Origin of the sequence: Mycobacterium sp. 852013-50091_SCH5140682, assembly GCF_001665685.1 — a bacterium.
Classification (GTDB): domain Bacteria; phylum Actinomycetota; class Actinomycetes; order Mycobacteriales; family Mycobacteriaceae; genus Mycobacterium.
This window is the reverse complement of record NZ_LZTB01000046.1, coordinates 1-23621: the sequence shown is the minus strand read 5'-3', so window position 1 is coordinate 23621 and position 23621 is coordinate 1. Positions and strand designations below refer to the sequence as shown.

Here is a 23621-nt window from a genome sequence, read left to right as displayed (position 1 = left end):
TGAGCCGACGATTGTTGGGATCGGTAGCAATCCGACTGTTGTTCACTACCTGCAGGCGCGCCACTGTGGCGCAATAGGTGTAGCGAACCAGGGATAGCGACATGAAGACCATTCACACCGCGAGCCCGATCATGTGGGCTCTGGCCGCCGCGGCGGTGTTGCTCGGTGCCATGGCCGTCGGACCTCCGGTGGCACGGGCCGACTTCGACTTCGAATGCAAGCCCGGTTGCTGGGGTGCGGCCGCTGCGTCGTCGTCGACCGGACAGGAAGTGATGCGACTCAACTACAAGACCCGCCAAGAAGCGGAAGACGCCGCCGTCTTGTGGTGTGACGTGTTGGGCAAAACCAACGACTGCCAGGTACTCACATCGGGACTGGGCTGTCTCGCGATTGCGGTGAGCGGCGACGGGAAGACATTCGCCGGCGGCGTTGCCCTATTCCAGGACGGCGCCGACGCGGCAGCGCTGGACGGGGCTGGACCGGGCTCGACGGTCGACCTGCGCGACTGCAACGGCTGACGTACCGCGCCGGCGCTGTTGTACGCTGACGCCGGCGCCCGGTCGCGCCCAACCTCCGGCAACCCGCCCCAGCAGGGTTACCTCAGGAGGCAAAGGGAGGCCCACCTCTCGACTGGGACAACCGACATCTACCGTCCGGCCGTCGCATCGGTCGCTGGGGGCCCGACCGGCGGCCGCGGGAGATGCCATGACCAAGCAAGCTGACTTCAAACGACGCGTGCGCGCCCGGATGAGCAAGACCGGCGAGTCCTACGTAACCGCACGTAATGCGTTGCTCACCAAGACATCCGATGACACGGCAGCGCCACCGACCGCAGCGGGGATGTCCGACGCGTTGCATGTGAGCAACGGGGACGCCACCGATCTGGCGGGTACCGGGATCGCCCGCCGCATCCTCTACTGGCGCGATGTCCTACACGAGGGACCGGTTCCGGCTGCCGACGCGGAAGAGCTGAGCCGGCTCCGAACCGGGTTCCTGGCCGGCGCCCTCGACGAAGACCGCGCTGCCATAGGTTCGACATTCGTCGATCGCGACAACATGCTGGCGGCCAACCACGCGGGACAGTACGTGCTGTGGTTCGAAGCCGATCTTGTCGATCAGCTCCAGATCATCCAGATCTTGGACCGGTTGACGGAACTGCAGGTGGACGCCGAGCGGATCACCCTGATCTGCATCGGTGAACACGCCGGGATCGCGCGGTTCGGCGGGCTCGGGGAGCTGGGCGCCGAGCAGTTGCGCGCGCTGCCGGGCACCAATGCCTGTGCGCGGTTGACCAATTCGGCTCTGCAGCTCGCCACTCGGGCATGGGCGGCGTTTCGTGCGCCGACGCCCGTCGGGCTCGGCGAGATCAGGGAAGCCCGTTCGGGGGAACTGCGTTTCCTCGGCGAGGCGTTCGAGAGGCTGAGCCGCGAGTACCCGTCGACACGCGACGGGCTGTCGCTCACCGAACGTCGCCTGCTGGCCGCGATCGCCGAGGGTGCATCCGACGCGGCAACCGCGTTTGTGCGGGCGAATGCCCGGGAGGCGCGCAGGTTCCTCGGCGACTGCTGGGCTTACGCTGCGATCCAGCGGCTGGCCACCGCGCCGGTGCCGCTGCTGGACGCGCATTCCGTTCCCGTCAAAAGTGATACGGCAGTGCACATCACCGATGCCGGGCGCCGTGTGCTGGCCGGCCAGGACGACCATGTCGCCCTCAACGGCGTCGACCGGTGGATCGGCGGTGTGCATTTGTCCGGCCGCGACGTGGCTTGGCGGTGGGACGAGGGCACCGAATCGATTGTGGGAAGCGGCATTCGGACAGACGGGTAGCGTCGATCTGCCGAGAGCTCGAGTCGGTAGCAGGGTGTACAATCGAACGTATGTTCGAGGAACTCGGCGACGCGGGACTTGTCGCGGAGATCGAGCGGGAAACCCGGGCAGCGGCCGCGTCGGATTCTCGCCGGCTGCGGTTGATTGCCGAGTTGGTCAATCGCCGAGTCGCCGAGCAGGACGACGAACTGTTGCACTGGGCGTGCGACTACTGGGATGCCGCGGCCGCCGAGATCGCAGCAGCGATGGGCGTGGCCCACCGCGTCGCGTCGAAGGAGATGCGCATAGCGGTTGCGCTCGGCGACCGGTTTCCCCGGATGGCCGCCCTGTTCGACGAGGGCCGGGTCAGCTCCCGGCTGATCGCGACCATCACCTGGCGCACGCTGTTGGTACTGGACGATGAGGCCCTGCGGCTGATCGACGAGGAGTTGGTGCAGCGTGTCACCGAGTGGGGTCCGATGTCGGTCGACAAACTTGAACAAGCCATCGACACCCTGATCGAACGGTACGACCCGGGCGCACTCCGGCGACTGCGCGAAGCCGTCCGTGCCCGCGATGTGTGCCTGGGCAAGCCTGATGATGTCAGCGGCACCGTGTCGCTGTGGGGTCGGTTGTTGGCCGCCGACGGCGCGGCACTGAAGAAGCGCATCGCGTATGTGCTCAGTGGCGTGTGCGCGGACGATCCGCGGACCGCCGGCCAACTCCGGTCCGACGCGATGGGCGTGATCGCTGTCCTCGGGGACAGGCTGCGCTGTCAGTGCGGCAATACGGACTGTCCGGCCAGTGCACCTGACGCCCGTGGCGCCAACACTGTCGTCTATGTGTTGGCCGACAAGGCAGCGTTAGAGACTGAGCCTGATCCCTACCTGTCCGGGGATCACGACACCATTCCGATCCCGCGCGAGCAGGTGACCGTGGAGCCCGAGCCTTCTCTCGATGCATCCGAGCATGACGCTATTGAGCCGAGCCCGCCACAACAGGTGGAGGACGAGAAGCCCAAGAAGAAACCGACAGCGGTCCTACTCGACGGTGGCGTGGTGCCAACGCCATTGCTGGCAGAACTGATCGCCAACGGGGCGAAAGTTCGCGAACTCATTCCACCGCGTGACGAGCCTGAGCCGCGGTATCGGCCGTCGGTGAAGCTGGCGGCGTTCGTGCGTATGAGGGATATGACGTGCATGTTCCCGGGGTGTGGGCGTCCTGCCGAGTTCTGCGATATCGACCACACCGAGCCTTATCCCAGCGGATCAACCCACGCGTCAAACACCAAGTGTCTGTGCAGAATTCATCACCTCTTGAAAACTTTCTGGATCGGCTGGTCTGACCGTCAGCAGCCCGACGGCAGCGTCGTGTGGACGACACCGAGTGGTCTGACCTATGTGACGCGGCCGGGCAGTCGGTTGTTCTTCCCGCACTGGAATACCACGACTGCGGCGTTGCCGCCGGCCGCCGGCGCATCGGCCACCACCGATCGCGGGGTCATGATGCCCCGCCGAAAACGCACGCGAGCCGCCCAATGGGCCCGCCAGATCCGGGCCGAACGCGCGCGCAATGAAGCGCATCTCGCCGAGCGGGCCAAACCGCCGCCCGGCTGACGATTCGGGCGCACAATTGAGGCGTCCGTCCGATACGGGAGGCGCTATGAACGATCAGCCCTATGACCTTTTCGGCGATGTCTTCCGGCGGTACTTCGCCCGCGCGGTCGACGTGTATCCGCACGTGGGGAGACGGCTCGTGCACCAGTTACTGGCCTCGAGTGACGACGTTCAGGACCGGGTCGGCGAGGCGCGCCACGCCGCGTTGGTGTGGGGTCGGGCTGAGTCGGCAGGCGCCGGCATGACCTCGGAGTGCTTCGTGATCACCCAGCGTGGCCTGATGTACGCCGCCAATTTCGACGACGCGACGCATCGGTTGCACTACCTGGCCACCCCGGCGGGGTTGTTCGACGCGTTCATCGATCGGGTCGAGGAGACCCCGCTGCAGTCCGGTGAAATCGTGGCAGTGGATCGGCGGTGCAGCCACGATCTCGAGGCCGCCCATCCGATGGATGCCGCGTTGCGCCGGATCCTCGACGAGTTCGAGACCCTGCGCGTGGACGTGCGCGTCGCCTAAAAGGGTTTACTCGCCCACGCGCGCCAGGTCGGCCGGCTTCGGCCGCGAATTGTGTTGGTGGCCGCGCAGGTTGGCTCTGGCGACCCGGTAGAGGAAGGCCGGGTGGAAGAAGCGTGTGGGCGGGTCCACCAAACCGGTGACCTTGAAGAATTGCGCGTGCACGTCGGCGTCCGTCTCGCAGGCAGTCAGCACCCGTTCCACGAACCGGCTGGTGAAGCGCATCATCGGGGTGCGATGCCCTTCCACCCCCGGGAAGGCCAGGTCGGAACCTACGGCCAGGTCCCACGCCACGCCGACCGATTTGGCTGCCGCCCGGAAGTAACGCCGCGGTAAGTCGGCGGTGCCGCCACGCAACGCCTCCCTTAGTGCCACCGCGTCCATTGCGGCAACTGACATGCCCTGTCCGTAGATCGGGTTGAAGCTACACATCGCGTCGCCGCACACGAGCAGGCCCGCGGGGAATCGCTGCATCTTGTCGTAGCGCCGCCACTGGCTGGACGGCAGCCGGTGCTGCACAACCGGAGCGACGGGTTCACCGGCACGTATGGCCGCCAATACCGGCGGCGGGGCGAACTTCTCGGCGAGCGACAGCATGCCGGCAAGGTCCCGCGGCGGCTCGTGGCCCACCATTCCGAAGACCGTGAAGATCCACAGGTCCTCCTCGTAGCCGAACAGGAACATCCCGTTCGGCCGGTCGGGGACGGGCCCGATGATGGTCAGCATCACGTCGTAGGCGTCCGGCGGGATCCGCAGCGCCTGGCTGACGTAGGTGGTGTGCATGACGATGCGGTCCTCGGGAGGACGCCCGTAGCCGAGCCGTTCGAGACAGGCCGGGGTGTGTGCGCCGCGGCCTCGGGCGTCGATGACGAGATCGGCGGTCAGCTGCTGTTCGTCTCCACCGTCGTGGGCGACGATGCGAGCGCCGGTGATGCGAGAGCGGTCCGTGGTCGCGGTCAGCTCGCAGACGTCGTAGCCGTCGCGGATCGTCACGTTGCCCAAGGCCTGCAGCCGACGACGGACATGGCATTCCAGCAGCGGCCTGCTCGGTTGATACAGCGCCAGTGCCTTGTAGTCGGCCGGTGTGCCCGGGGCCTGGCCGGTGCGTCGCATGAGGTGCCCGCCGTAGGAAATGTAGAACCGCGACAGATCGCCGTCGTCCCATACCGGCGCGCCGGCGGCCGCGAGTTCGTCGAGGATGCCGGGAAAGAACTCGCCGACCGTCTGTGCCCCGCGGGCCAGCAGGGCGTGGACATGCCGGCCCTGCGGAACACCGCGACGGTTGGTCGGTGTCTCCGGCAGTTCATCGCGTTCGACGACGGTGACCGTGTCGTAGAAGTCCGCCAGCACCCTGGCGGCCAGCAGGCCGCCGATGCTGCCGCCGAGGACCAATGCGTGCTCGCCGAGGTTTGCCATGGCTCGCATTGTGGGGCCGTGCCGAAGGGCGGGCCTAGGGTAGGCGGCTACTCTACTTACTTCTTCTTACTTCTTCGCGGCCGCCTTTTTAGCTGGAGCCTTTTTGGCTGCGGCCTTTTTCGCCGGTGCTTTCTTGGCGGGTTTGGCCTCACCGTCGTCAGAGTCGGAGTCGGAGTCGGAATCCTTGTCCGACTTGGTCGAGCCGCCTCCCTTGCGGGCCTTCACCGAGGCTTCGAGCTTGGCGAGCAGGTCGGAGACGTCCTCGGTCTCGTCGAGGTCGGCGGGTTGCTCCTCGACCGAGAATGCTTCGCCGCCTTCGAGTTTCGCCTGCACCAGCTCGTAGAGCTGGGCCTGGTAGTCGTCGCGGAATTGATCGGGGTGGAAGTCGTCGGTCATCGACTCCACCACCTGGCCTGCCATCTTCAGTTCGGCAGGCTTGATCTCGACTTCTTTGTCCAGCACCGGGAAATCGGGGTCACGGATCTCGTCGGGCCACAGCAGGGTGTGGATCACCATCACGTTGCGCTTGGAGAAATCCTTGACCCGCAACGCCGCGAGCCGGGTCTTGTTACGCAGCGAGAAGTGCACGATGGCCACGCGCTCGGTCTCGGCGAGGGTCTTGGCCAGCAGCACGTACGACTTGGACGACTTGGAATCGGGCTCCAGGAAATAGCTCTTGTCGTACATCAGGGGATCGAGCTGGTCGGCCGGGATGAACTCGACCACTTCGATCTCGCGGCTACGTTCCTCGGGCAGGGTGGCGATGTCCTCGTCGGTGATCACCACCATTTGCCCGTCGTCGGATTCATAGGCCTTGTTGATGTCCCGGAATTCGACGACCTCGCCGCACACCTCGCATACCCGTTTGTATCGGATGCGCCCGTTGTCCTTGGCGTGCACCTGATGAAACTTGATGTCGTGGTCCTCGGTCGCGCTGTAGACCTTGACCGGTACGTTCACCAGGCCGAAGGCGATCGAACCCTTCCAGATGGATCGCATTTGCCCAGTATGGCCCACACTGCTAGCCGGGATGGCTCAACGCGTCGCGATCGGGCAGGTCGGCCCCTGCTCGGGCGACCGTCCAGGCCGACGCCCGCGAGGCCCGGACGACGGCATCTTCCAGTGCATCGCAGCTGATGGCGCGCAGGTTGCGGCGTTTGTCGGCCCCCAGCAGACCCTGGTCCCACAGGGCGTCGATCAACCCGGCCATGAACGCGTCGCCGGCTCCCACGGTGTCCACCACGTCGACCGGTCGGGCGGGCACCCGCACCATTCCTGCAGCGCACAACGCGAACGCGCCTTCCGAGCCGACAGTCACTGCGACGATCGAGGGTCCCATTGCCAGCCAGGTGCGCGCGATCTTCTCCGGGGTGCTCCGCTTGTCGATCCACCGCAGATCCTCATCGCTGGCCTTGACGATGTCGGAGTGTTCCACGAGGCGTTCGATACGGCGGCGGGCCGCGTCGTCGTCGGTGATCAAGACGGGACGCACGTTCGGGTCGAACGTGATGGTGGCCGACAGGTGGTACGCGTCGAGCAGGGCGGCCACCGCCCGGCACCCGGGCTCCAGCACTGTGGCGATGGAGCCGGTATGCGCCACCAGCGGAGGGCCTACCTCGGGTGTGCCGGAGAGCTGCCACTCCAGATCGAAGGTATAGCTCGGCGAGCCGTTCTTGAGGGTGACCTGCGCGGTGGGCGTGCGTTTGGCGGTCATACTGCCCGAAACAAGGTCAACACCAACAGCTTTGGCGTACTCGACGATGCGCCGGCCGTGCGGGTCGTCGGCGATGTGGGTGAGGAAGTCGACGTCGCGGCCCAGCCGGGCCAGCCCGAGGGCCACGTTGAGTGGGCTGCCGCCCACATGCTCGCTGGTGATGGCGCCGCCTCGCTTGACGATGTCCACCAGTGCCTCACCGATGACCAGCGCTCGGTTCATGATCTCAGTGCCTCCAGAGTGGCTCGGGCGCCGACGCGATGCAGGGAATCCAGCGCCCACAGATAGGCCTCGACGAAACGGGGTTCGGTCGCGAGGTCTCCGAACAGGGGGGTGTACTCGATGAAAGCCGTCGGGTTCTCGTGCTGCGACTGGGCCAGCGGTACGAGCGTCTCCGCCAGGGCGTCCTCGACCTTGATCGGTTCGCCTTGCTCGTCGACGCCCTCGGCGTAGCGGGCCCAGCTGGCCACCACGGCCGCCGAGAGGCGAATCGGCGCACCGGTCCTGAGGTTCTGCCGGATGACCGGCAGCAGCCACTTCGGGATGCGGTCCGAGGAGCCGAAGCACAGCCGCACGATGGTGTCGCGTACACCCGGGTTGGCGAACCGCTCGATCAACGTGCGCTTGTAGTCGTCGAGATCGATGCCCGGCACGGGCTCAAGTGTCGGGGTGCCTTCGGAATCCATGTAATCCAGCAGGAATTCGGCGAACAACGGGTCGGCTGCGGCGTCGTGCACCAAGCGGTAGCCGGCGAGGTAGCCGAAGTAGCACAGCGCTTGATGGCCGGCATTGAGCAGCCGCAGCTTCATCAGCTCGTAGGGCGTCACGTCGTCGACCATCAGCACACCGGCCTCTTCCAGCGGAGGCCGGCCGTCGGAGAACGAATCCTCCAGGACCCAGGACGTGAACGGTTCTGCCACCACCGGCCACTGGTCGGTGATGCCGAACTCCGAATGCACGGTCTCGATCACCTCCGGCGTGGTGACCGGCGTGATGCGGTCCACCATCGAATTGGGGAATCGCGTATGGGTGCTGATCCATTCGCCGAGGCCCGGATGCGCCCGATCGGCGTAGGTGGTGAACGTGTGTCGCGCCATGTCGCCGTTGCCCTCGATGTTGTCGCAGGACACGATGGTCGGTGCCGCGATGCCCCGGTCGCGCCGCAGCGCCAACGCGTCGGTCACCAGTCCGAACACGTTGACCTCATCGGGGGACACGGAGTCGAGATTGTAGCCACCCTCGGTGATGGTCAACGAGATGATCCGGGTGGAGGGGCTGGCCAGGAGTTCGACGACGCCCTCGGGATCGTCGGGGGCATACCGGTAGTCGACGATGGACCCGATCACGCGCGCCTCGCGGGTGCCGTCGGGGTGCACCAGCATGAGGGTGTACAGCCCGTCCTGAGCGGCCATGACGTTGGCCATCTTCCGGTCCGACGGCAGCACCCCGACACCGCAGATGCCCCATTCGGTGGCCAGGCCCTTCTGCAGGAGCCGGTCGATGTACATCGCCTGATGCGCGCGATGGAACCCGCCGACGCCGAAGTGCACGATGCCGACCTGGACCTGGTCGCGGTCGTAATTCGGGCGCGCCGCGGTGGGCTTTTGCGTAGCGGATGTTGTGTGCGTCACATCTGTCATGTTAGCGTGATGAGCATCTACTCGCACCCATGAGCATCTGCTCACTGTAACGGGAAGTGAGGTCCAGTGTCCGCACCGACACCAGAGGATCTGCGACTCGCTCTGCGTGCGGCCTCGCTGTATTACCTCGACGGCCTCACCCAGGCCGAGATCGCGGCGCGGCTCGGGGTCTCCCGGCCTACCGCAGGGCGCCTGGTCGCCAAGGCCAAGGCCAACGGCCTTGTGCGCGTGGAGGTCGTGGTACCTCCCGGCATGAGCGAAGACCTCCATGCCGACGAGGAACGCGAACTCGAACGGCGCTTCGGCCTCACCGAGGCGGTCGTGGCCGCCAATGCCGGGCGAGCGGGCGCCGCACTGCTGATGCGGCGGATCGCCGCCGACGATGTACTCGGTTTCACCTGGGGTCCAGAACAGGTCAGTGTCGCGACCGCACTGGTGCCCGGTGTGGCGAGTTGCCGTGCGGTGGTCCAACTCGACGGCGCCATGTCCACCGCCGCGTATCAGACCGGCACCGAGCAGATCCTCACGCGGTGCGCCGACACTCTGCGTGCCGAGACCTTCCGGCTGCCCGCCCCGCTCTACGCCGACCCGGCGACCGTGGTTTCGATGCGCGGAGATTCGGTCATCTCGCGCACATTGGACGCCGGACGGCGCGCCGACACCATGCTGTTCGGCGTGGGCGCGGTATCGACGTCCACAACGCTGTTCGAGGGCAGCTTCCTCGATATCCGGATGCTCGACGAACTCGTCTCCCAGGGCGCCGTCGGCGAGATCGGCGGCCGCTTCTTCAACGCCCATGGTGAACCCGTTCACCATGAACTGCAGCAGCGGGCGATGTCGGTGCCGCTCGAAGACATCCGCACGTGCGAGAAAACCATCCTGGTCTCCGGCGGCGCCGGTAAGTACCAGGCCATCCTCGGTGCCCTGCGCGGCAAGCTGGCCCGGCTATTGGTATGCGATATCGATTGCGCCCGTTGGTTGTTGGCGCAGAAATGAGGTTGCCATGAGATTCGCAAGGAAGTTGGCCGCGGTCGTCGCGGCGGCCGGCCTGGCCCTGACGGCAGGCTGTGCCGGGGCAGGCTCGCTCGGCGCCACCGATCAGACCGTGACGATCGCGATGGTGTCGAACTCGCAGATGACCGACGCCCGCTCGCTGGCGAACCGGTTCGAGGCCGCCAACCCCGACATCAAACTCAGGTTCGTCACGCTGTCGGAGAACCAGGCCCGGGCCAAGATCACCGCGTCGACGGCGATGGGTGGCGGCGAATTCGACGTCGTGATGATCAGCAATTACGAGGCCCCGCAATGGGCCGAGAACGGCTGGCTGGTCAACCTTTCCGACTACGCACGCAACACGCCCGGCTATGACGAGAACGACTTCATCCCGTCACTGCGGGAATCACTGTCCTACAAGGGAAACATGTACGCGGTGCCGTTCTACGGCGAGTCCTCGTTCCTGATGTACCGCAAGGACCTGTTCGAGCAGGCCGGCATCGAGATGCCGCACAACCCGACCTGGCAGCAGGTCGCCGACGCCGCGGCCAAACTCGACAGCCAGGACATGGTCGGCATCTGCCTGCGCGGCAAGCCCGGCTGGGGCGAGGTGCTGGCCCCGCTGGACACCGTGATCAACACCTTCGGCGGGCGCTGGTACGACGAGAAATGGAACGCCCAGCTCACCAGCCCTGAGGTGGAGAAGGCCGTCAACTTCTACGTCAACCTGGTCCGTAACCACGGCGAACCCGGCGCCGCGACAAGCGGTTTCGGTGAATGCGCAACACAGTTCGCGCAGGGCCGGGCCGCCATGTGGTACGACGCGACATCGGCGGTGTCGGTGCTGGAGGATCCGGCGTCGTCGAAGGTGGTCGGCAAGGTCGGTTACGCGATGGCGCCGACGGTCGAGAAGCCCAACTCCGGATGGCTCTACACCTGGGCGTTGGGAATCCCCAAGAGTAGCGACAAGCCCGATGCCGCATGGAAGTTCATCTCCTGGATGACCGACCAGAACTACATCAAGCTGGTCGGTGAGCAGCTGGGGTGGGCGCGGGTACCACCGGGCAGTCGGCTGTCGACCTACCAGATTCCCCAATATCAAGAAGCGGCAAAGGCGTTCGGTCAGGTGACGCTCGACTCGATCGAGGGTGCCACCCCCGCCAAGCCGACCGTGCAACCCGTGCCCTACACGGGCGTGCAGTTCCTGGCCATCCCGGAATTCCAGGACCTCGGAACCCGGGTAAGCCAGCAGATCAGCGCGGCGATCGCGGGGCAGAAGTCCGTCGGCGACGCGCTGGAGCAGTCGCAGAAGTACGCAGAAGTCGTCGGCAAGACCTACCAGGAGAAGCCATGACAACCAGTCAGTTACCGGCCGAAGCCGATGCGCTGACCGAGGCCGAGCACGTCGCACGGATCAAACAGAAGCAGGATCCCGGTGTGTCGCGGGCCGAAGGCTGGCGCCGCCGCGGGCCTCTGCTGCCTGCGCTGATCTTCATGATCATCGTCACCCAGATCCCGTTCCTGTTCACGCTGTACTACTCGACCCTGTCGTGGAACCTGGTGCGGCCCGGGTCCCGGCACTTCGTCGGGCTGCAGAACTACCTCGACGTCATCAAGGACGGAACCTTCTGGCAGGTCGCGATCAACACGGTGGTCATCATCGTCGCGACCGTGCTGCTGTCGGTGATCATCGGGCTGGCCCTGGCACTGCTGCTCGATCGGGTGTTCCTGGGCCGCGGTATCGTCCGCACGCTGCTCATCACCCCGTTCCTCGTGACACCCGTTGCGGGAGCGCTGATGTGGAAGACCGCGATGCTCGACCCGGTGTTCGGCATCATCAACTGGCTGCTGTCGCCGCTGGGGCTCAAGCACGTCGACTGGGTCAGCCAGTTCCCGCTGACCTCGATCATCATCGCCCTGGTGTGGCAGTGGACCCCGTTCATGATGCTGCTGATCCTCGCGGGCCTGCAGTCCATGCCGCGAGACATCCTGGAAGCCGGCCGGGTCGACGGAGCCGGTGCGTTCCAGTTGTTCCGTGAGCTCACCTTGCCGCACCTTCGGCGGTTCATCGAGCTGGGCACCGTGCTCGGGGCGATCTACCTGGTCAACACCTTCGACGCCATCTACATGATGACCCAGGGCGGGCCGGGTACCGCGAGCGCGAACCTGCCGTTCTACATCTACCAGCGCGCCTTCCTCGGCTTCGACATCGGCCAGGCCGCCGCGATGGGTGTGATCGTCGTGATCTTCACGATGATCATCGCGAGCTTCGCACTGCGGTTGATCTTCAAATCGTTCACGGGCAAGGAGGAGGCGGCCTGATGAGTACCGTCACGACGAGCGCGACGCCGGAAACAGCGGCTGACAACGGAAAAGTCAAGCGGCGCAAGTTCGATCCGTGGGGCGTGGTGGCCTGGATCGTCGGCCTCGGGTTTTTCTTCCCGGTGTTCTGGATGGTGCTGACCGCCTTCAAACAGGAGGTCGACGCCTACACCACGACGCCCAAGATCTTCTTCGTGCCGACTCTCGACGAGTTCAAGGCGGTGTTCGCCAACGGCGTCGGGACCAGCCTGCTGAACTCGCTCTACGCCACCACGGTGTCCACGGTTCTGGTGCTGGCCCTGGGTATCCCGGCCGCCTTCGCGCTCTCGCTGAAGCCGGTGCGCAAGACACAGGACGCGCTGTTCTTCTTCATGAGCACCAAGATGCTGCCGATCGTCGCGGCGATCATCCCGCTGTACGTGATCGTGTCGAACATCGGCCTGCTGGACAACATCTGGGCGCTGATCATCCTGTACACGTCGATGAACCTGCCGATCGCGGTGTGGATGATGCGGTCGTTCTTCCTCGAGGTACCCGGTGAGCTCTTGGAGGCAGCGAGCCTCGACGGCGCCAGCACCTGGCGCTCGGTGCGCGAGGTGATCCTGCCGCTCGTGTCACCAGGGATCGCGGCCACGGCGCTGATCTGCGTGATCTTCGCCTGGAACGAATTCTTCTTCGCGGTGAATCTCACTGCGGTGCAAGCCCAGACCATGCCCGTGTTCCTGGTCGGCTTCATCGCGGGTGAAGGCCTGTACTGGGCCAAGCTGTGCGCGGCGGCGACGATGGCCGCGCTTCCGGTGGTTCTCGCGGGCTGGATCGCGCAGAACAAGCTGGTTCGTGGTCTGTCCTTCGGCGCCATCAAGTAGGGAGTAAATCAAATGGCTGCAATCACTTACCGCAACGCCTCGTGCATCTACGAGGGCTCGGACAAGCTCGCGGTCGACTCGCTCAACCTCGATATCGCCGATGGTGAATTCGTGGTGCTGGTCGGCCCGTCCGGATCCGGGAAGAGCACCGCGCTGCGGATGCTGGCCGGGCTGGAGGACATCGACGAGGGCGCCATCGAGATCGGCGGCAAGGACATGACCGGGGTGCCGTCCAAGGACCGCGACATCGCGATGGTGTTCCAGAACTACGCGCTGTACCCGACCAAGACCGTCGCCGAGAACATGGGCTTCGCCCTCAAACTGCGTGGCGTACCCGCCGACGAGCGGCGCCGCAAGGTCGAGGAAGCCGCCAAACTCCTTGACCTGGAGCCGTTCCTGGATCGCAAGCCCGCCAAGCTCTCCGGTGGTCAGCGTCAGCGCGTCGCCATGGGGCGCGCCATCGTGCGTGAGCCGCAGGTGTTCTGCATGGACGAGCCGCTCTCGAACCTGGATGCCAAGTTGCGGGTACAGACCCGCACCCAGATCGCCGCGCTACAGCGCCGGTTGGGTACCACCACCGTCTACGTCACCCACGATCAGGTGGAGGCGATGACGATGGGGGACCGGGTTGCGGTGCTGCGCAACGGCAAACTGCAGCAGTTCGCCTCACCGTCGGAGCTCTACGACAAGCCGGTCAACGAGTTCGTCGCCGGATTCATCGGATCGCCTGCGATGAACCTGGTCAAGCTGCCCGTCGTCGCCGACGGTGTGCAGGTGGGCGAGAACTCGACGCTGGAGCTCGAGCGCGAACAGCTGACCCGGTTGAACGGCCTGTCCGAGGTCACCATCGGCATCCGGCCTGAGCAGCTGGAGATCGTGGACTCGGGCGGCATCGAGGTGGTGGTCGACCTGGTCGAGGATCTCGGCAGCGAGGCCTACCTCTACACGCACGCGGGCTCGGGCTCCGGTGTGGAGCTGGTCGCCCGGTGCAACCCGCGCACCGCGCCGAAGCTGGCCCAGACGGTGCGGCTGCGCAAGCACCCCGAAGGTGTCGTGCACCTGTTCCACCCCGAGACAGGCGCGCGCATCTAGCCTGGGGTGATGGAGCGCTACGAGCGGGTTCGGCTGACGAACCCCGACAAGGTGCTCTATCCCGCCACCGGAACCACCAAAGCCGAGGTGTTCGACTACTACCTCAGCATCGCCGAGGTCATGCTGCCGCATATGGCGGGCCGGCCGGTGACCCGCAAACGCTGGCCCAACGGGGTCGACGAGGCGTCGTTCTTCGAGAAGCAACTCGCATCGTCGGCCCCGGACTGGTTGGCGCGCGGCACCATCGTGCACAAGTCGGGAACGACGACCTACCCGGTCATCGACACGCGTGAGGGGCTCGCCTGGATCGCCCAGCAGGCCGCGCTGGAAGTGCATGTCCCGCAATGGCGATTCGAGAACGGTGACGTCGGGCCCGCGACGCGGATCGTCTTCGACCTCGATCCCGGCGAGGGTGTCACCATGCCGCAGCTGTGCGAGGTAGCCCAGGCGGTGCGTGAGCTGATGAGTGACATCGGCTTGACGACGTACCCGTTGAGCAGCGGCAGCAAGGGTCTGCATCTGTATGTGCCGCTTGCCGATCCGGTCAGCTCACAGGGGGCGTCGGTGCTCGCGCGTCGGGTGGCCCAGCAGCTGGAGCGCGCCATGCCGCAACTGGTGACGGCCACCATGACCAAGAGCCTGCGGGCAGGCAAGGTGTTCCTGGATTGGAGCCAGAACAACGCGGCCAAGACCACCATCGCCCCGTATTCGTTGCGGGGCCGGGAGTTTCCGACGGTAGCCGCGCCGCGTACCTGGGACGAGATCGGCGACCCGGATTTGCGGCATCTGCGGTTCGATGAAGTGCTGCAACGGGTTTCACGGAACGGTGACCTGCTCGCCGGGCTGGACGACGACGCGCCGGTGGCCGACAAGCTCACCACCTACCGCAGCATGCGCGATGCGACGAAGACGCCGGAGCCGGTACCCAAAAGCGTTGTCCCGACGGGTAACAACGATCGGTTCGTGATCCAGGAGCACCACGCCCGCCGCCTGCACTACGATCTACGGCTGGAACGCGACGGCGTGCTGGTGAGCTGGGCCGTCCCCAAGAACCTGCCCGAGACCACCTCCGTCAATCACCTTGCGGTGCACACCGAGGACCATCCCATCGAGTATCTGAACTTCCACGGCACCATCCCGAAAGGGGAGTACGGCGCGGGCAACATGATCATCTGGGACACCGGAACGTATGAGGCCGAGAAGTTCCGCGTGCCCGTCGACTCTGAAGCTCCCGAGGCCAAGAACGGCGAAGTCATCTTCACCCTGCGCGGCAACCGCATTGACGGCCGGTACGCCCTCATCCAGACCGAAGGCAAGAACTGGCTCGCACACCGGATGAAGGATCAGCCGCAGGTGGAACTGCAGGACTTCGCACCGATGCTGGCCACTGAAGGGTCCGTCGCCAAACTCAAGGAATCCCAATGGGCGTTCGAAGGCAAGTGGGATGGTTACCGGCTGCTGGTCGACGCCGATCACGGAAAGCTGCAGCTGCGCTCGCGCAGCGGGCGTGATGTCACCGGCGAGTACCCGCAACTGCAGGCGCTTGCCGCCGATCTCGCCGACCACCACGTGATTCTCGACGGCGAAGTCGTCGCGCTCGACGAGGCCGGCGTACCGAGTTTCGGTGAGATGCAGAACCGCGCGAAATCCACCCGGGTCGAGTTCTGGGCATTCGACATTCTGCTGCTCGACGGCCGGTCGCTGTTGCGGGTGAAGTACGCCGACCGCCGTCGGCTGCTCGAGGCGCTGGCCGCCGGTGGTGGGCTGATCGTGCCGCCGCCGTTGCCCGGTGACGGGCCCGAGGCCGTGAACCATGCCCGCGAACAGCGGTTCGAAGGCGTGGTCGCCAAGAAGCGCGATGCCACCTATCAACCCGGTCGGCGGTCGGCGTCGTGGATCAAGGACAAGTTCTGGAACACCCAGGAAGTGGTGATCGGCGGCTGGCGTCAGGGTGAGGGCGGGCGCAGCAGCGGCATCGGTGCGCTGATGCTGGGAATCCCGGCCGAGGGCGGGCTGCACTTCGCCGGCCGGGTCGGCACGGGCTTCACCGAGAAGGAGCTGGGCAAGCTCAAGAAGCTGCTGGCTCCGCTGCACACCGACGAATCACCGTTCAACGCACCGCTTCCCACGCTCGACGCGCGGGGGGTGACATTCGTGCGGCCAGAGTTGGTCGGTGAGGTGCGCTACAGCGAACGCACGTCCGACAACCGGCTGCGCCAGCCGAGCTGGCGCGGGTTGCGGCCCGACAAGACGCCCGACGACGTGGTGTGGGAGTAACCGCCGCGTACTCCGCGGCAGGCGCCGAGATCAGACGTCGCTGTCGAGGTAGCGGGTCTTGACGGCGGGTTCGCGCAACAGGCCGGGCAACTCGACGAGCTTTCCCTCGGCGGCGCGGAAGGCGCGGTACGCCTCGTCGTGCTCGACTGAATCCCAGCGCTCGTAGATGATCCAGTGTGCTTCGTCGGCCTCGTCGATGATCACGTCGGTGACCAGGTTGCCTTCGAAGTTGCGGGTGTCCTGGAGCGCCCTACCGAACAACTCGCGCGCCGCGGCCACCGATTCGGGCTTGAACTTGAGTTCCAACAACACCGTAATCGCCATGCGCGCAAGCCTACTGTGCCCTCTTGGGATGTCAGATGCCTATCTCGGTGTCGAGTCACCGACATTCACACCAGGGACAAACCAAGCGGCGATTTTGTCCCTGGTGTGAGTCTCGGCGTGGTGGCCTGCGTCAGCTGACGGCAGCGCCGACAGCTTCCTCCAAACCCCGGGTCGCCAGCACGTCGGCCAACTCGTTGTCGGCGATACCCGCATGCCCTTTCACCCAGAACCACTCGACCTGATGGCGCGCACAGGCGGCCTGCAGCCGCTGCCAGAGGTCGACGTTCTTGACGGGTTGCTTCGCGGCGGTCAGCCAGCCGTTGCGTTCCCAACCGAGCACCCACTTGGTGATGCCGTTGCGAACATAGGTGCTGTCCGTGTAGAGGTGCACCACCACTGGCCTGGTGAGTGCCTCGAGCGCCATGATCGGCGCCGTCAGTTCCATCCGATTGTTGCTGGTGACTCCCGGCTCCCCACCGAACATTTCGCGGACGTGTTCTCGGTGACGCAGCACCGCACCCCAGCCGCCGGGGCCTGGATTCGGTCGGCACCCGCCGTCGGTATGGATGACCACGACGTTGTCGCTCATCGGTTCTCCATGGCCTCGCGCAGCAGCCGCACGGCTCTCGGACCGACGCCGTGCAGACCAAGCAACCCGTCGAGATCTGCGGGCAGATCGGAAAGTCCGCGGTAACCGGCATCGATGAGTGCGCCCGTCGCGGGCCTGCCGATCCGGATGCCGTCGAAGACGGGTCCACGGTCGGCAGGTACGGCGGTCATGGCCTGAGGATAGGCATTCCGACGACAACCGCATCATGGACGCGCCGAGATCACCGCCGTCCGAACCGATATCCCGAGATCTCGATGCCGCAGCGTGGTGATGCGGCGGCCGGGCTGGACCGCGGCTTTCACCGGACCCGTGAGGTCGCCGAGAAACGCGGCCGTCGCATCGATGTCTGCGACGACGTACGTGATGCCCCACAGTGTCGATGGCCCATCAGATGCCGTCTCGGGCGATCCGACCACCTCGATGATCACCTCTCCGAACCGGAAGAAGATCTGCCGCATAGCTCGTCCGCCGAGTTCGCCGTCGCGTTCTCGGCGCGGGTGCACGCCTATGCCGGCGAGCGAGGCCACCGTGCGGTCCAGGTCAGGGGAGAGCACCACGACGTGGTCGATGCCGGTGACTCCGTTCGGGTGCGTGGCAGACCCAGCGGTGGCAGCGGTGGCAGCGGTCGAGGGCCTCGTCGGGATCCCGTCGAGATCATCGGGAAATGCCAGGGGCAGGCCGCGCAACGACCACCCGACGATGCCCTTGCCTCGGTCGCGCCCTACGAGTCGGATACGGACACTGCCGATGCGACAGACGGAGTCGGGATCGACAATGAACCCTGCGCGCGCCCACGCGTCCGCGGGATCGGCGATCTGCAATTCGTCGACGGTGATGCTCATGGCCGGCCCAGCTTATGTCCCGGCGCCGCCGATCACTTGCGCGGCGGCTGCAGGACTTTCATCGCCAAACGCATGACCGGTTCCGGCACCCGGTCTTTGGACGAGAGTGCGGCGTTGGCCGCGCGGGTCCGCAGCGGCGTGCCGCGGCCGAACCACCGGTTCAACGGACCGCCTGATGGTTCCAGATCGACATGCAGGGGCGGTTTGCCGTCGGCGGCGCCGAGGGCGTGGGAGATGACGACGCGCTGGATTTCGCTGGTGCCTTCAAAGATGGTGTACAGCTTGGCATCCCGGTACCACTTCTCGACCGGATGATCACTGATGTAACCCCAGCCGCCCATGGTTTGGATGGCCCGCTCCGTGGTGCGCACCGCCACCTCGCTGGCGGCCAGTTTCGACATCGAACCCTCACCGCGATCGAACGGTACCCCGGTAGCCGCCATCCAGGACGCACGCCAGGTGAGCAACCTCGCGGCGTCGATCTGCGTGGCCAGGTCGGCGAGCGGGAACGCGATGCCCTGGTTGTCGATGATGGGTGCGCCGAACGCTTCCCGGCGGTTCGCGTACTCCGTGGCGTATTCCAATGCGGCCCTGGCGATTCCGAGCGCCTGTGCGGCCACCATCGGCCGGGTCTGTTCGAAGGTGCCCAGCGTTGCCGAGCCTGAATGCCTGGCGCCCTCGACGGCTTCGCGAGCTCGGGCCAGCTTGTACTCGAGTTTCTCCTGGCCGCCGAGCAGATTCTCGGCCGGGACCCGGACGTCGTTGAACTTCAGTTCGGCGGTGTGTGAGGCGCGGCAGCCGAGCTTGTCGAGTTTGCGGACCATTTCCAGTCCCGGTGTGCCGCCTTCCACGATGAACAGCGCCTGACCCTTGTGGCCGAGTTCCTCGTCGACGACGGCGTTGACCACGTGCACGTTGGCGATGCCACCGTTGCCGATCCACATCTTGTGACCGTTGATGATCCAGTCGGCGTCAGGTCCTGGGCCGCTACGGGCGGCATGGGTGCGTAGATTGCGCACATCGCTGCCGCCTTCGGGTTCGGAGATGGCCAGCGCCGCGAGCTTCAGATCGCCCGGGCTACCGAAACATTCGGGTGCCCATGTCAGCATCTGTTCGGGCGAGGCGGCCTGACCGATCGCTGATAACGCCAGTGCAGGCATGACGACGGCGAGGCCGATGCCCGCACAACCCCAGAACAACTCCTCCATGAACATCGGCAGCGACAACCCGGTCGGATCGCCGATCAGGTCACGGTAGAACAGTGGGCTGTAGAAGCCTTGCGTCGCTGCTTCTTCCAGAACCGGCCAGGGAAACTCCTGCCGCTGGTCGTATTCGGCGGCGACGGGGCGCACGACCCGCTCGGCGAACTCGTGCGTCCGGCGCGCCAGGTCATGCTGGGCCACGGTCGGGGTGAGGTCGAATGCCACGGCGACGGGGTACCCACTACGGCGGAAAAAATGCGGGAGTGGTCCCATTTGGAACGGCCGTCATGCTGTGGGGCTGGTGTTGCGGATGTGGTGGCCCGTCGGCGGCCCGCGCGTGCGTGGCCGGCTCAGGCGTCGTCGACGCTCACCCGCAGCCGCGGTTTGGGCTCGTTGCCCGGTGCTTCGACGCGCTCCCAGATCGCGTCGACCATCGGCTGCAGCAGCAGCTCGCCCATCTGCCGTACCAGCACGGTGACCACCTGGGCGGATTCTCGGCGTTTGACCGATGCCCGCCCGGAGGTACGCAGCTTGCCGACCTCCCGCTGAGTGAGTTCGACCAGCACGTCGAGCAGGTGCAGCCGTTCGGCCGACGGATCGAGGAGGGCGCGGCGCACGTAGTTCACCACCGGAGGGTTGTCACGCAGCATGTGGCGGACGGCCTCGTCGCGGACCGCCACGGTCGCGTTGGCCGGCACCTGAGCCAGCGTCGATGCGAAGTGGTCGGCCACCAGCTGGTCGACGGCATCGCGCAATCCGGCCTTGGTCTTGAAATGGTGCTGCACCAGGCCCAGGGTGACACCGGCCTCGGCAGCGATGGCGCGCAACGATATTCGGTCTTCACCGTGCCGTGCGTACAGCTCGAGTGCGGTGTTGCGAATTCGGGCCTTGGCGGTCAGGTCCTCGTCGTTCATCTGCTCACACCCAATACATTCGACCAGTAAACGATACAAGTGTATCGTCTGCGGCATGTCCGAACTGTTTCCTGGCTACCGCGCCACCTGGGAAAGTGACCAACACCGTGAGCTGCGCAGGCACGCCGCGGAGTTTCTGCGCAAGGAGGCCACGCCCAATCAGGACCGCTGGGCCCGCAACCATCAGGTCGACCGGGAGTTCTGGACCAAGCTCGGCGACGCCGGGTTGCTCGGCCTGGACCTGCCCGAGGAATACGGGGGCACCGGCGGCGACTTCGGGTTCTCGGCGATCGTGGCCGAAGAGCTTGCGCTGGCTCATGATTCGGCATCGGGTTGGTCGGTGCACTCGCCGATCGTCGCGCACTACCTCAACACCTACGGCAACGACGAGCAGAAGCGGCGTTGGCTGCCCAAGGTCATCAGCGGCGAGCTGGTGCTCGCAATCGCCATGACGGAGCCTGGCACCGGGTCCGACCTGCAGGCGGTGCGTACAACCGCCGTTCGCGACGGTGACGACTACGTGATCAACGGGTCGAAGACGTTCATCTCCAACGGGTCTCACTGCGATCTTCTGGTGATCGTGGCCAAGACCGACCCGAGCGCGGGAGCGGCGGGCGTGTCGCTGATCGTCGCCGAAACCACCGATGCACTACAGGGTTTCGAACGCGGGCGAGTGCTGGAGAAAGTCGGACAGCACGGTCAGGACACCCGTGAGCTGTTCTTCACCGACATGCGTGTTCCCGCTGCCAACCTGCTCGGCGCCCAGGAAGGGCTGGGGTTCTATCAATTGATGGAGCAGCTCGCGCGCGAGCGGCTGGTGATCGCGTCGATCTGCGCGGGCATGGCTGAAGCTGCTGTCCTGGAGGCGATCAAGTACACCAAGCAGCGCGAAGCCTTCGGCCGCGAGCTGATCAAGTTCCAGCACACCCGGTTCGAGCTCGCCGAGCTGAAAGCCGAGGTGCTGTCCATCAAGACCACTGTCGACTACTGCGTACAGCAACTCATCGACGGCACCATCGACCCCGCGCTGGCGTCGATGGCCAAGCTCGTGGCCGCCGACAGGGGCGTCGCCATCGTCGATCGGTGCGTGCAGTTCTTCGGCGGGTACGGCTACATGATGGAGTACCCCATCGCCCGGGCCTACGCGGCCGCGCGCGTCAACAAGATCTACGGCGGCACCAGCGAGATCATGAAGGAGATCATCAGCCGAGCGCTGTAACGGCTGCAGGCTTGCTGTGAGGTTGTTAGCATCCGCGGGTGATCCGCCACTGCGCGCTACCTGCGGCAATACTCGTCGCGCTGTCCGTCTCGGCCGGCGCCGCTACCGCTGACCCGGCGGCCCCCGACGGCGCCACCACCGAAATCTTCACGATCGGCGGTTGCTTCGACCCGTCGCAGCCCCCACCGCAGCGGCCGGCGATCATCGACTACAACTGCGACAACACCGGTGTGCTGCAGGACATGAGCTGGTCGAGCTGGGGTGCAGCCGGAGCCAAGGGGCAGGGCCTCGACAGCTCGGTGGAGTGCCAACCCAACTGTGCGCAGGGCACGCGATTGGTGAATCCCGTTGTGGTGCACCTGTGGAACCCGGTGGCGTCGCAGAGCGCGACGTGTCCGCCTGGGCTTCGTTTCTACTCCGACATGACGATCGCCTACCCGCAGACTACGCCGCCGTGGATCAATCCGGGCTCGGAGTGGTCACCTGGCACGGACTTCGTCACCGTCGACGGCATGCCCGCCGTGCACTTCTCGGGTCTGAGCTCAAACTGTGAGGACCAGCTCCGGTAGTGCTGCGCCGGACCGCAGGCGCGCGCGAATTGTGACATCGTTTGAACATGAGCAACCGTGACAACGCCGCTGACGAGTACAGCGTCGATGACGACGACCAGTTGACTCAGGAGGACGCCCTCATCGACCGGGGCGTCGACGATCTGCTCGACGAGGGCTACACGCCTCCGGATCGCTGGCGGGAACCGCGCGACCACGAGACTCTCGACGAATTGCTGGCCGAGGAGGAACCCGACCCGGCGATGCAGCTCGACGATCCCGACTATCCCGATGAGCAGGCCGGCGACGACGAGGTCGGAGACCGGCGTTCGGGGCGCCTGGTCGCCCCCAATGCGGGATTCGGCGAAGACGACGAGGACGAGATGCTCGGATATGAGGTCGGCATCGATGGGGGCGCGGCCTCCGCTGAAGAGGCTGCGGTCCACATCATCCCCGAGTCATCGCCGGACGGTGGCCCGTCGTTCTGACGCCACCGACACTGTGAGCACCAGCAAGCCGCCGACCGCCAGAAGCGCACCCGCAGCTGCGGGAGCCGTGTAGCCGTAACCTGCCGCGATGACGAGGCCGCCCACCCAGGCGCCCGTCGCGTTGCCGATGTTGAGTGCCGAGTGGTTGAGCGCGGCGGCCAGGGTCTGCGCGTCGCGCGCGACGTCCATCAGCCGTGTCTGCAGCGCGGGACCCACCGCGGAACCGGCGGCACCGACGCCGAACAGCACCAGCAGCGCGGTCCACGGATTGTGGGCGGCCGCGACGAACACCGCGAGCAGCACTCCGAGTGCGCCGAGGGACAGGTAGAGCGCCCGGATCACCGACGTGTCGGCCAGCCGGCCGCCGACCAGGTTGCCGAGAACCATGCCGAGGCCGAACACCATGAGCGCCACCGGAACCAGTGCGCGGGACAGGCCGGCGACGTCGGTCATCGTGGTGCTGATGTAGGTGTAGACGGCGAACATGCCGCCGAAGCCGATCATGCCGACCAGCACGGCCAGCCAGACCTGGGGACGGCGCAGCGCGCCGAGTTCCGTGAGCGGGCTGGTGGCGTGCATGTTGCGCAGGTGGTCGGGCAGCCAGAACCACAGCGCGGTCAACGTGATCACGCCGATGACGACCACCAGGCCGAACGCGCTGCGCCAACCCAGCGCCTGCCCGAGCCACGACGCGATCGGCACGCCGAGCACCGTCGCGATGGTCAGGCCGGAGAGCACGTGCGCGACAGCCTTGGCCCGGTTCTGCGGACCCATCAGGTGTGCGGCGGCCAGCGCGGCGATCCCGAAGAACGCGCCGTGCGGCAGGCCTGCGACGAAGCGGGCCGCGACCAGGGTCGGATACGAGGGCGCCACCATGCTGGCCAGGTTGCCCAGGGTGAACACGGCGATCAGGCCCAGTAGCAGCGCCTTGCGCGGCAGCCGTGCGGTGACGGCCGCGATGACCGGTGCGCCGACGACGACGCCCAGTGCGTAGGCGGAGATGACGTGGCCTGCGGTGGGTTCGCTGATCCCGAAGCTCGACGCGATGTCGGGCAGCAGACCCATGGCCACGAACTCGGTGGTACCGATGCCGAAGCCGCCGAGCGCCAGCGCGACGACGGCGAGCCAGCGCACGGTGGGATCGGGCGCGACCACGGAGACAGGTCCGGCCGGGCGGGTGGGGGAAGTCGTCGTCATGCGGATACGGCTCTCCGGTAG

The 23621-nt window shown here is 66.0% G+C and carries 24 protein-coding genes; 13 read left to right on the top strand and 11 right to left on the bottom strand.

The features are described 5' to 3' along the window. The first annotated feature begins 101 nt into the window (after positions 1-101). From A5784_RS14755 to A5784_RS14740, 4 genes are all read left to right on the top strand, one after another. Positions 102-518 (top strand): DUF4189 domain-containing protein, encoded by a 417-nt coding sequence (locus tag A5784_RS14755; RefSeq protein WP_064945660.1) that lies wholly within the window; start codon positions 102-104, stop codon positions 516-518. 187 nt (positions 519-705) lie between these two features. After that, positions 706-1827: a hypothetical protein gene (locus A5784_RS14750; protein ID WP_197514752.1), complete on the top strand. Its 1122-nt coding sequence runs from the start codon at positions 706-708 to the stop codon at positions 1825-1827. Between the two features lie 50 nt (positions 1828-1877). After that, positions 1878-3422: an HNH endonuclease signature motif containing protein gene (locus A5784_RS14745; RefSeq protein ID WP_064945659.1), complete on the top strand. Its 1545-nt coding sequence runs from the start codon at positions 1878-1880 to the stop codon at positions 3420-3422. 46 nt (positions 3423-3468) lie between these two features. After that, on the top strand, positions 3469-3939 hold the full coding sequence (locus A5784_RS14740) for a hypothetical protein (protein WP_064945658.1): 471 nt from the start codon (positions 3469-3471) through the stop codon (positions 3937-3939). 6 nt (positions 3940-3945) lie between these two features. Here the strand turns inward: A5784_RS14740 and A5784_RS14735 are convergent, their stop codons facing one another. From A5784_RS14735 to A5784_RS14720, 4 genes are all read right to left on the bottom strand, one after another. Then, on the bottom strand, positions 3946-5352 hold the full coding sequence (locus A5784_RS14735) for an FAD-dependent oxidoreductase (protein ID WP_064945657.1): 1407 nt from the start codon (positions 5350-5352) through the stop codon (positions 3946-3948). A gap of 66 nt (positions 5353-5418) precedes the next feature. Next, the gene (gene ku, locus A5784_RS14730; RefSeq protein ID WP_064945656.1) at positions 5419-6351 is read right to left on the bottom strand and encodes a non-homologous end joining protein Ku; all 933 of its coding nucleotides are present in this window, start codon (positions 6349-6351) and stop codon (positions 5419-5421) included. 22 nt (positions 6352-6373) lie between these two features. Further along, positions 6374-7288, bottom strand: coding sequence for a carbohydrate kinase family protein (locus A5784_RS14725; RefSeq protein ID WP_064945655.1), 915 nt, complete (start codon positions 7286-7288; stop codon positions 6374-6376). Then, entirely contained in the window at positions 7285-8706 is a 1422-nt protein-coding gene (locus tag A5784_RS14720) for a mannitol dehydrogenase family protein (RefSeq protein WP_064945654.1), read from the bottom strand. Before A5784_RS14720 ends, A5784_RS14725 begins: the two co-directional genes overlap by 4 nt. Positions 8707-8772: 66 nt before the next feature. Between A5784_RS14720 and A5784_RS14715 the strand changes: the two genes are divergently transcribed. Genes A5784_RS14715 through A5784_RS14690 form a run of 6 tightly spaced genes read left to right on the top strand, consistent with a single transcriptional unit; the run spans position 8773 to position 16256 of the window. Beyond that, positions 8773-9702 carry a sugar-binding transcriptional regulator gene (locus tag A5784_RS14715; RefSeq protein ID WP_064945653.1) on the top strand — a complete coding sequence of 310 codons (930 nt, stop codon included), beginning with the start codon at positions 8773-8775 and terminating at the stop codon, positions 9700-9702. A 7-nt stretch (positions 9703-9709) separates the two neighbouring features. Further along, positions 9710-11053 (top strand): ABC transporter substrate-binding protein, encoded by a 1344-nt coding sequence (locus tag A5784_RS14710; RefSeq protein ID WP_064945652.1) that lies wholly within the window; start codon positions 9710-9712, stop codon positions 11051-11053. Next, entirely contained in the window at positions 11050-12021 is a 972-nt protein-coding gene (locus A5784_RS14705) for a carbohydrate ABC transporter permease (RefSeq protein ID WP_064945651.1), read from the top strand. The genes A5784_RS14710 and A5784_RS14705 overlap by 4 nt, the downstream gene beginning before the upstream one ends. Beyond that, positions 12021-12887, top strand: coding sequence for a carbohydrate ABC transporter permease (locus tag A5784_RS14700; protein ID WP_064945650.1), 867 nt, complete (start codon positions 12021-12023; stop codon positions 12885-12887). The genes A5784_RS14705 and A5784_RS14700 overlap by 1 nt, the downstream gene beginning before the upstream one ends. 12 nt (positions 12888-12899) lie before the next feature. Beyond that, on the top strand, positions 12900-13979 hold the full coding sequence (locus tag A5784_RS14695) for an ABC transporter ATP-binding protein (protein WP_064945649.1): 1080 nt from the start codon (positions 12900-12902) through the stop codon (positions 13977-13979). A 9-nt stretch (positions 13980-13988) separates the two neighbouring features. Further along, on the top strand, positions 13989-16256 hold the full coding sequence (locus A5784_RS14690) for an ATP-dependent DNA ligase (protein WP_156750573.1): 2268 nt from the start codon (positions 13989-13991) through the stop codon (positions 16254-16256). A 30-nt stretch (positions 16257-16286) separates the two neighbouring features. On the opposite strand, the gene A5784_RS14685 is transcribed toward A5784_RS14690, so the two are convergent. The 6 genes from A5784_RS14685 to A5784_RS14660 form a co-directional block, all read right to left on the bottom strand. Next, entirely contained in the window at positions 16287-16580 is a 294-nt protein-coding gene (locus tag A5784_RS14685) for a putative quinol monooxygenase (protein ID WP_064945647.1), read from the bottom strand. 130 nt (positions 16581-16710) lie between these two features. Continuing rightward, on the bottom strand, positions 16711-17169 hold the full coding sequence (gene rnhA, locus A5784_RS14680; protein ID WP_064945646.1) for a ribonuclease HI: 459 nt from the start codon (positions 17167-17169) through the stop codon (positions 16711-16713). Beyond that, complete coding sequence (locus tag A5784_RS14675; protein WP_064945645.1) at positions 17166-17360, bottom strand: hypothetical protein; 195 nt, start codon at positions 17358-17360, stop codon at positions 17166-17168. Before A5784_RS14675 ends, rnhA begins: the two co-directional genes overlap by 4 nt. Positions 17361-17393: 33 nt before the next feature. After that, complete coding sequence (locus tag A5784_RS14670; RefSeq protein ID WP_064945644.1) at positions 17394-18032, bottom strand: VOC family protein; 639 nt, start codon at positions 18030-18032, stop codon at positions 17394-17396. A 32-nt stretch (positions 18033-18064) separates the two neighbouring features. Continuing rightward, positions 18065-19459, bottom strand: coding sequence for an acyl-CoA dehydrogenase family protein (locus A5784_RS14665; protein WP_064945643.1), 1395 nt, complete (start codon positions 19457-19459; stop codon positions 18065-18067). A 125-nt stretch (positions 19460-19584) separates the two neighbouring features. After that, complete coding sequence (locus tag A5784_RS14660) at positions 19585-20148, bottom strand: TetR/AcrR family transcriptional regulator (protein WP_064945642.1); 564 nt, start codon at positions 20146-20148, stop codon at positions 19585-19587. 55 nt (positions 20149-20203) lie between these two features. Here A5784_RS14660 and A5784_RS14655 point away from each other — a divergent pair, with 55 nt between their 5' ends. Genes A5784_RS14655 through A5784_RS14645 form a run of 3 tightly spaced genes read left to right on the top strand, consistent with a single transcriptional unit; the run spans position 20204 to position 22403 of the window. Beyond that, positions 20204-21367, top strand: a complete 1164-nt coding sequence (locus A5784_RS14655; RefSeq protein ID WP_064945641.1) for an acyl-CoA dehydrogenase family protein — start codon at positions 20204-20206, stop codon at positions 21365-21367. A gap of 38 nt (positions 21368-21405) precedes the next feature. Then, positions 21406-21936: a hypothetical protein gene (locus A5784_RS14650; protein ID WP_064945640.1), complete on the top strand. Its 531-nt coding sequence runs from the start codon at positions 21406-21408 to the stop codon at positions 21934-21936. Between the two features lie 47 nt (positions 21937-21983). Further along, the gene (locus A5784_RS14645) at positions 21984-22403 is read left to right on the top strand and encodes a DUF5709 domain-containing protein (RefSeq protein ID WP_062827516.1); all 420 of its coding nucleotides are present in this window, start codon (positions 21984-21986) and stop codon (positions 22401-22403) included. On the opposite strand, the gene A5784_RS14640 is transcribed toward A5784_RS14645, so the two are convergent. Continuing rightward, positions 22374-23600 (bottom strand): MFS transporter, encoded by a 1227-nt coding sequence (locus A5784_RS14640; RefSeq protein ID WP_064945639.1) that lies wholly within the window; start codon positions 23598-23600, stop codon positions 22374-22376. The two genes, A5784_RS14645 and A5784_RS14640, sit on opposite strands and share 30 nt — an antisense overlap. Positions 23601-23621 lie beyond the last annotated feature (21 nt).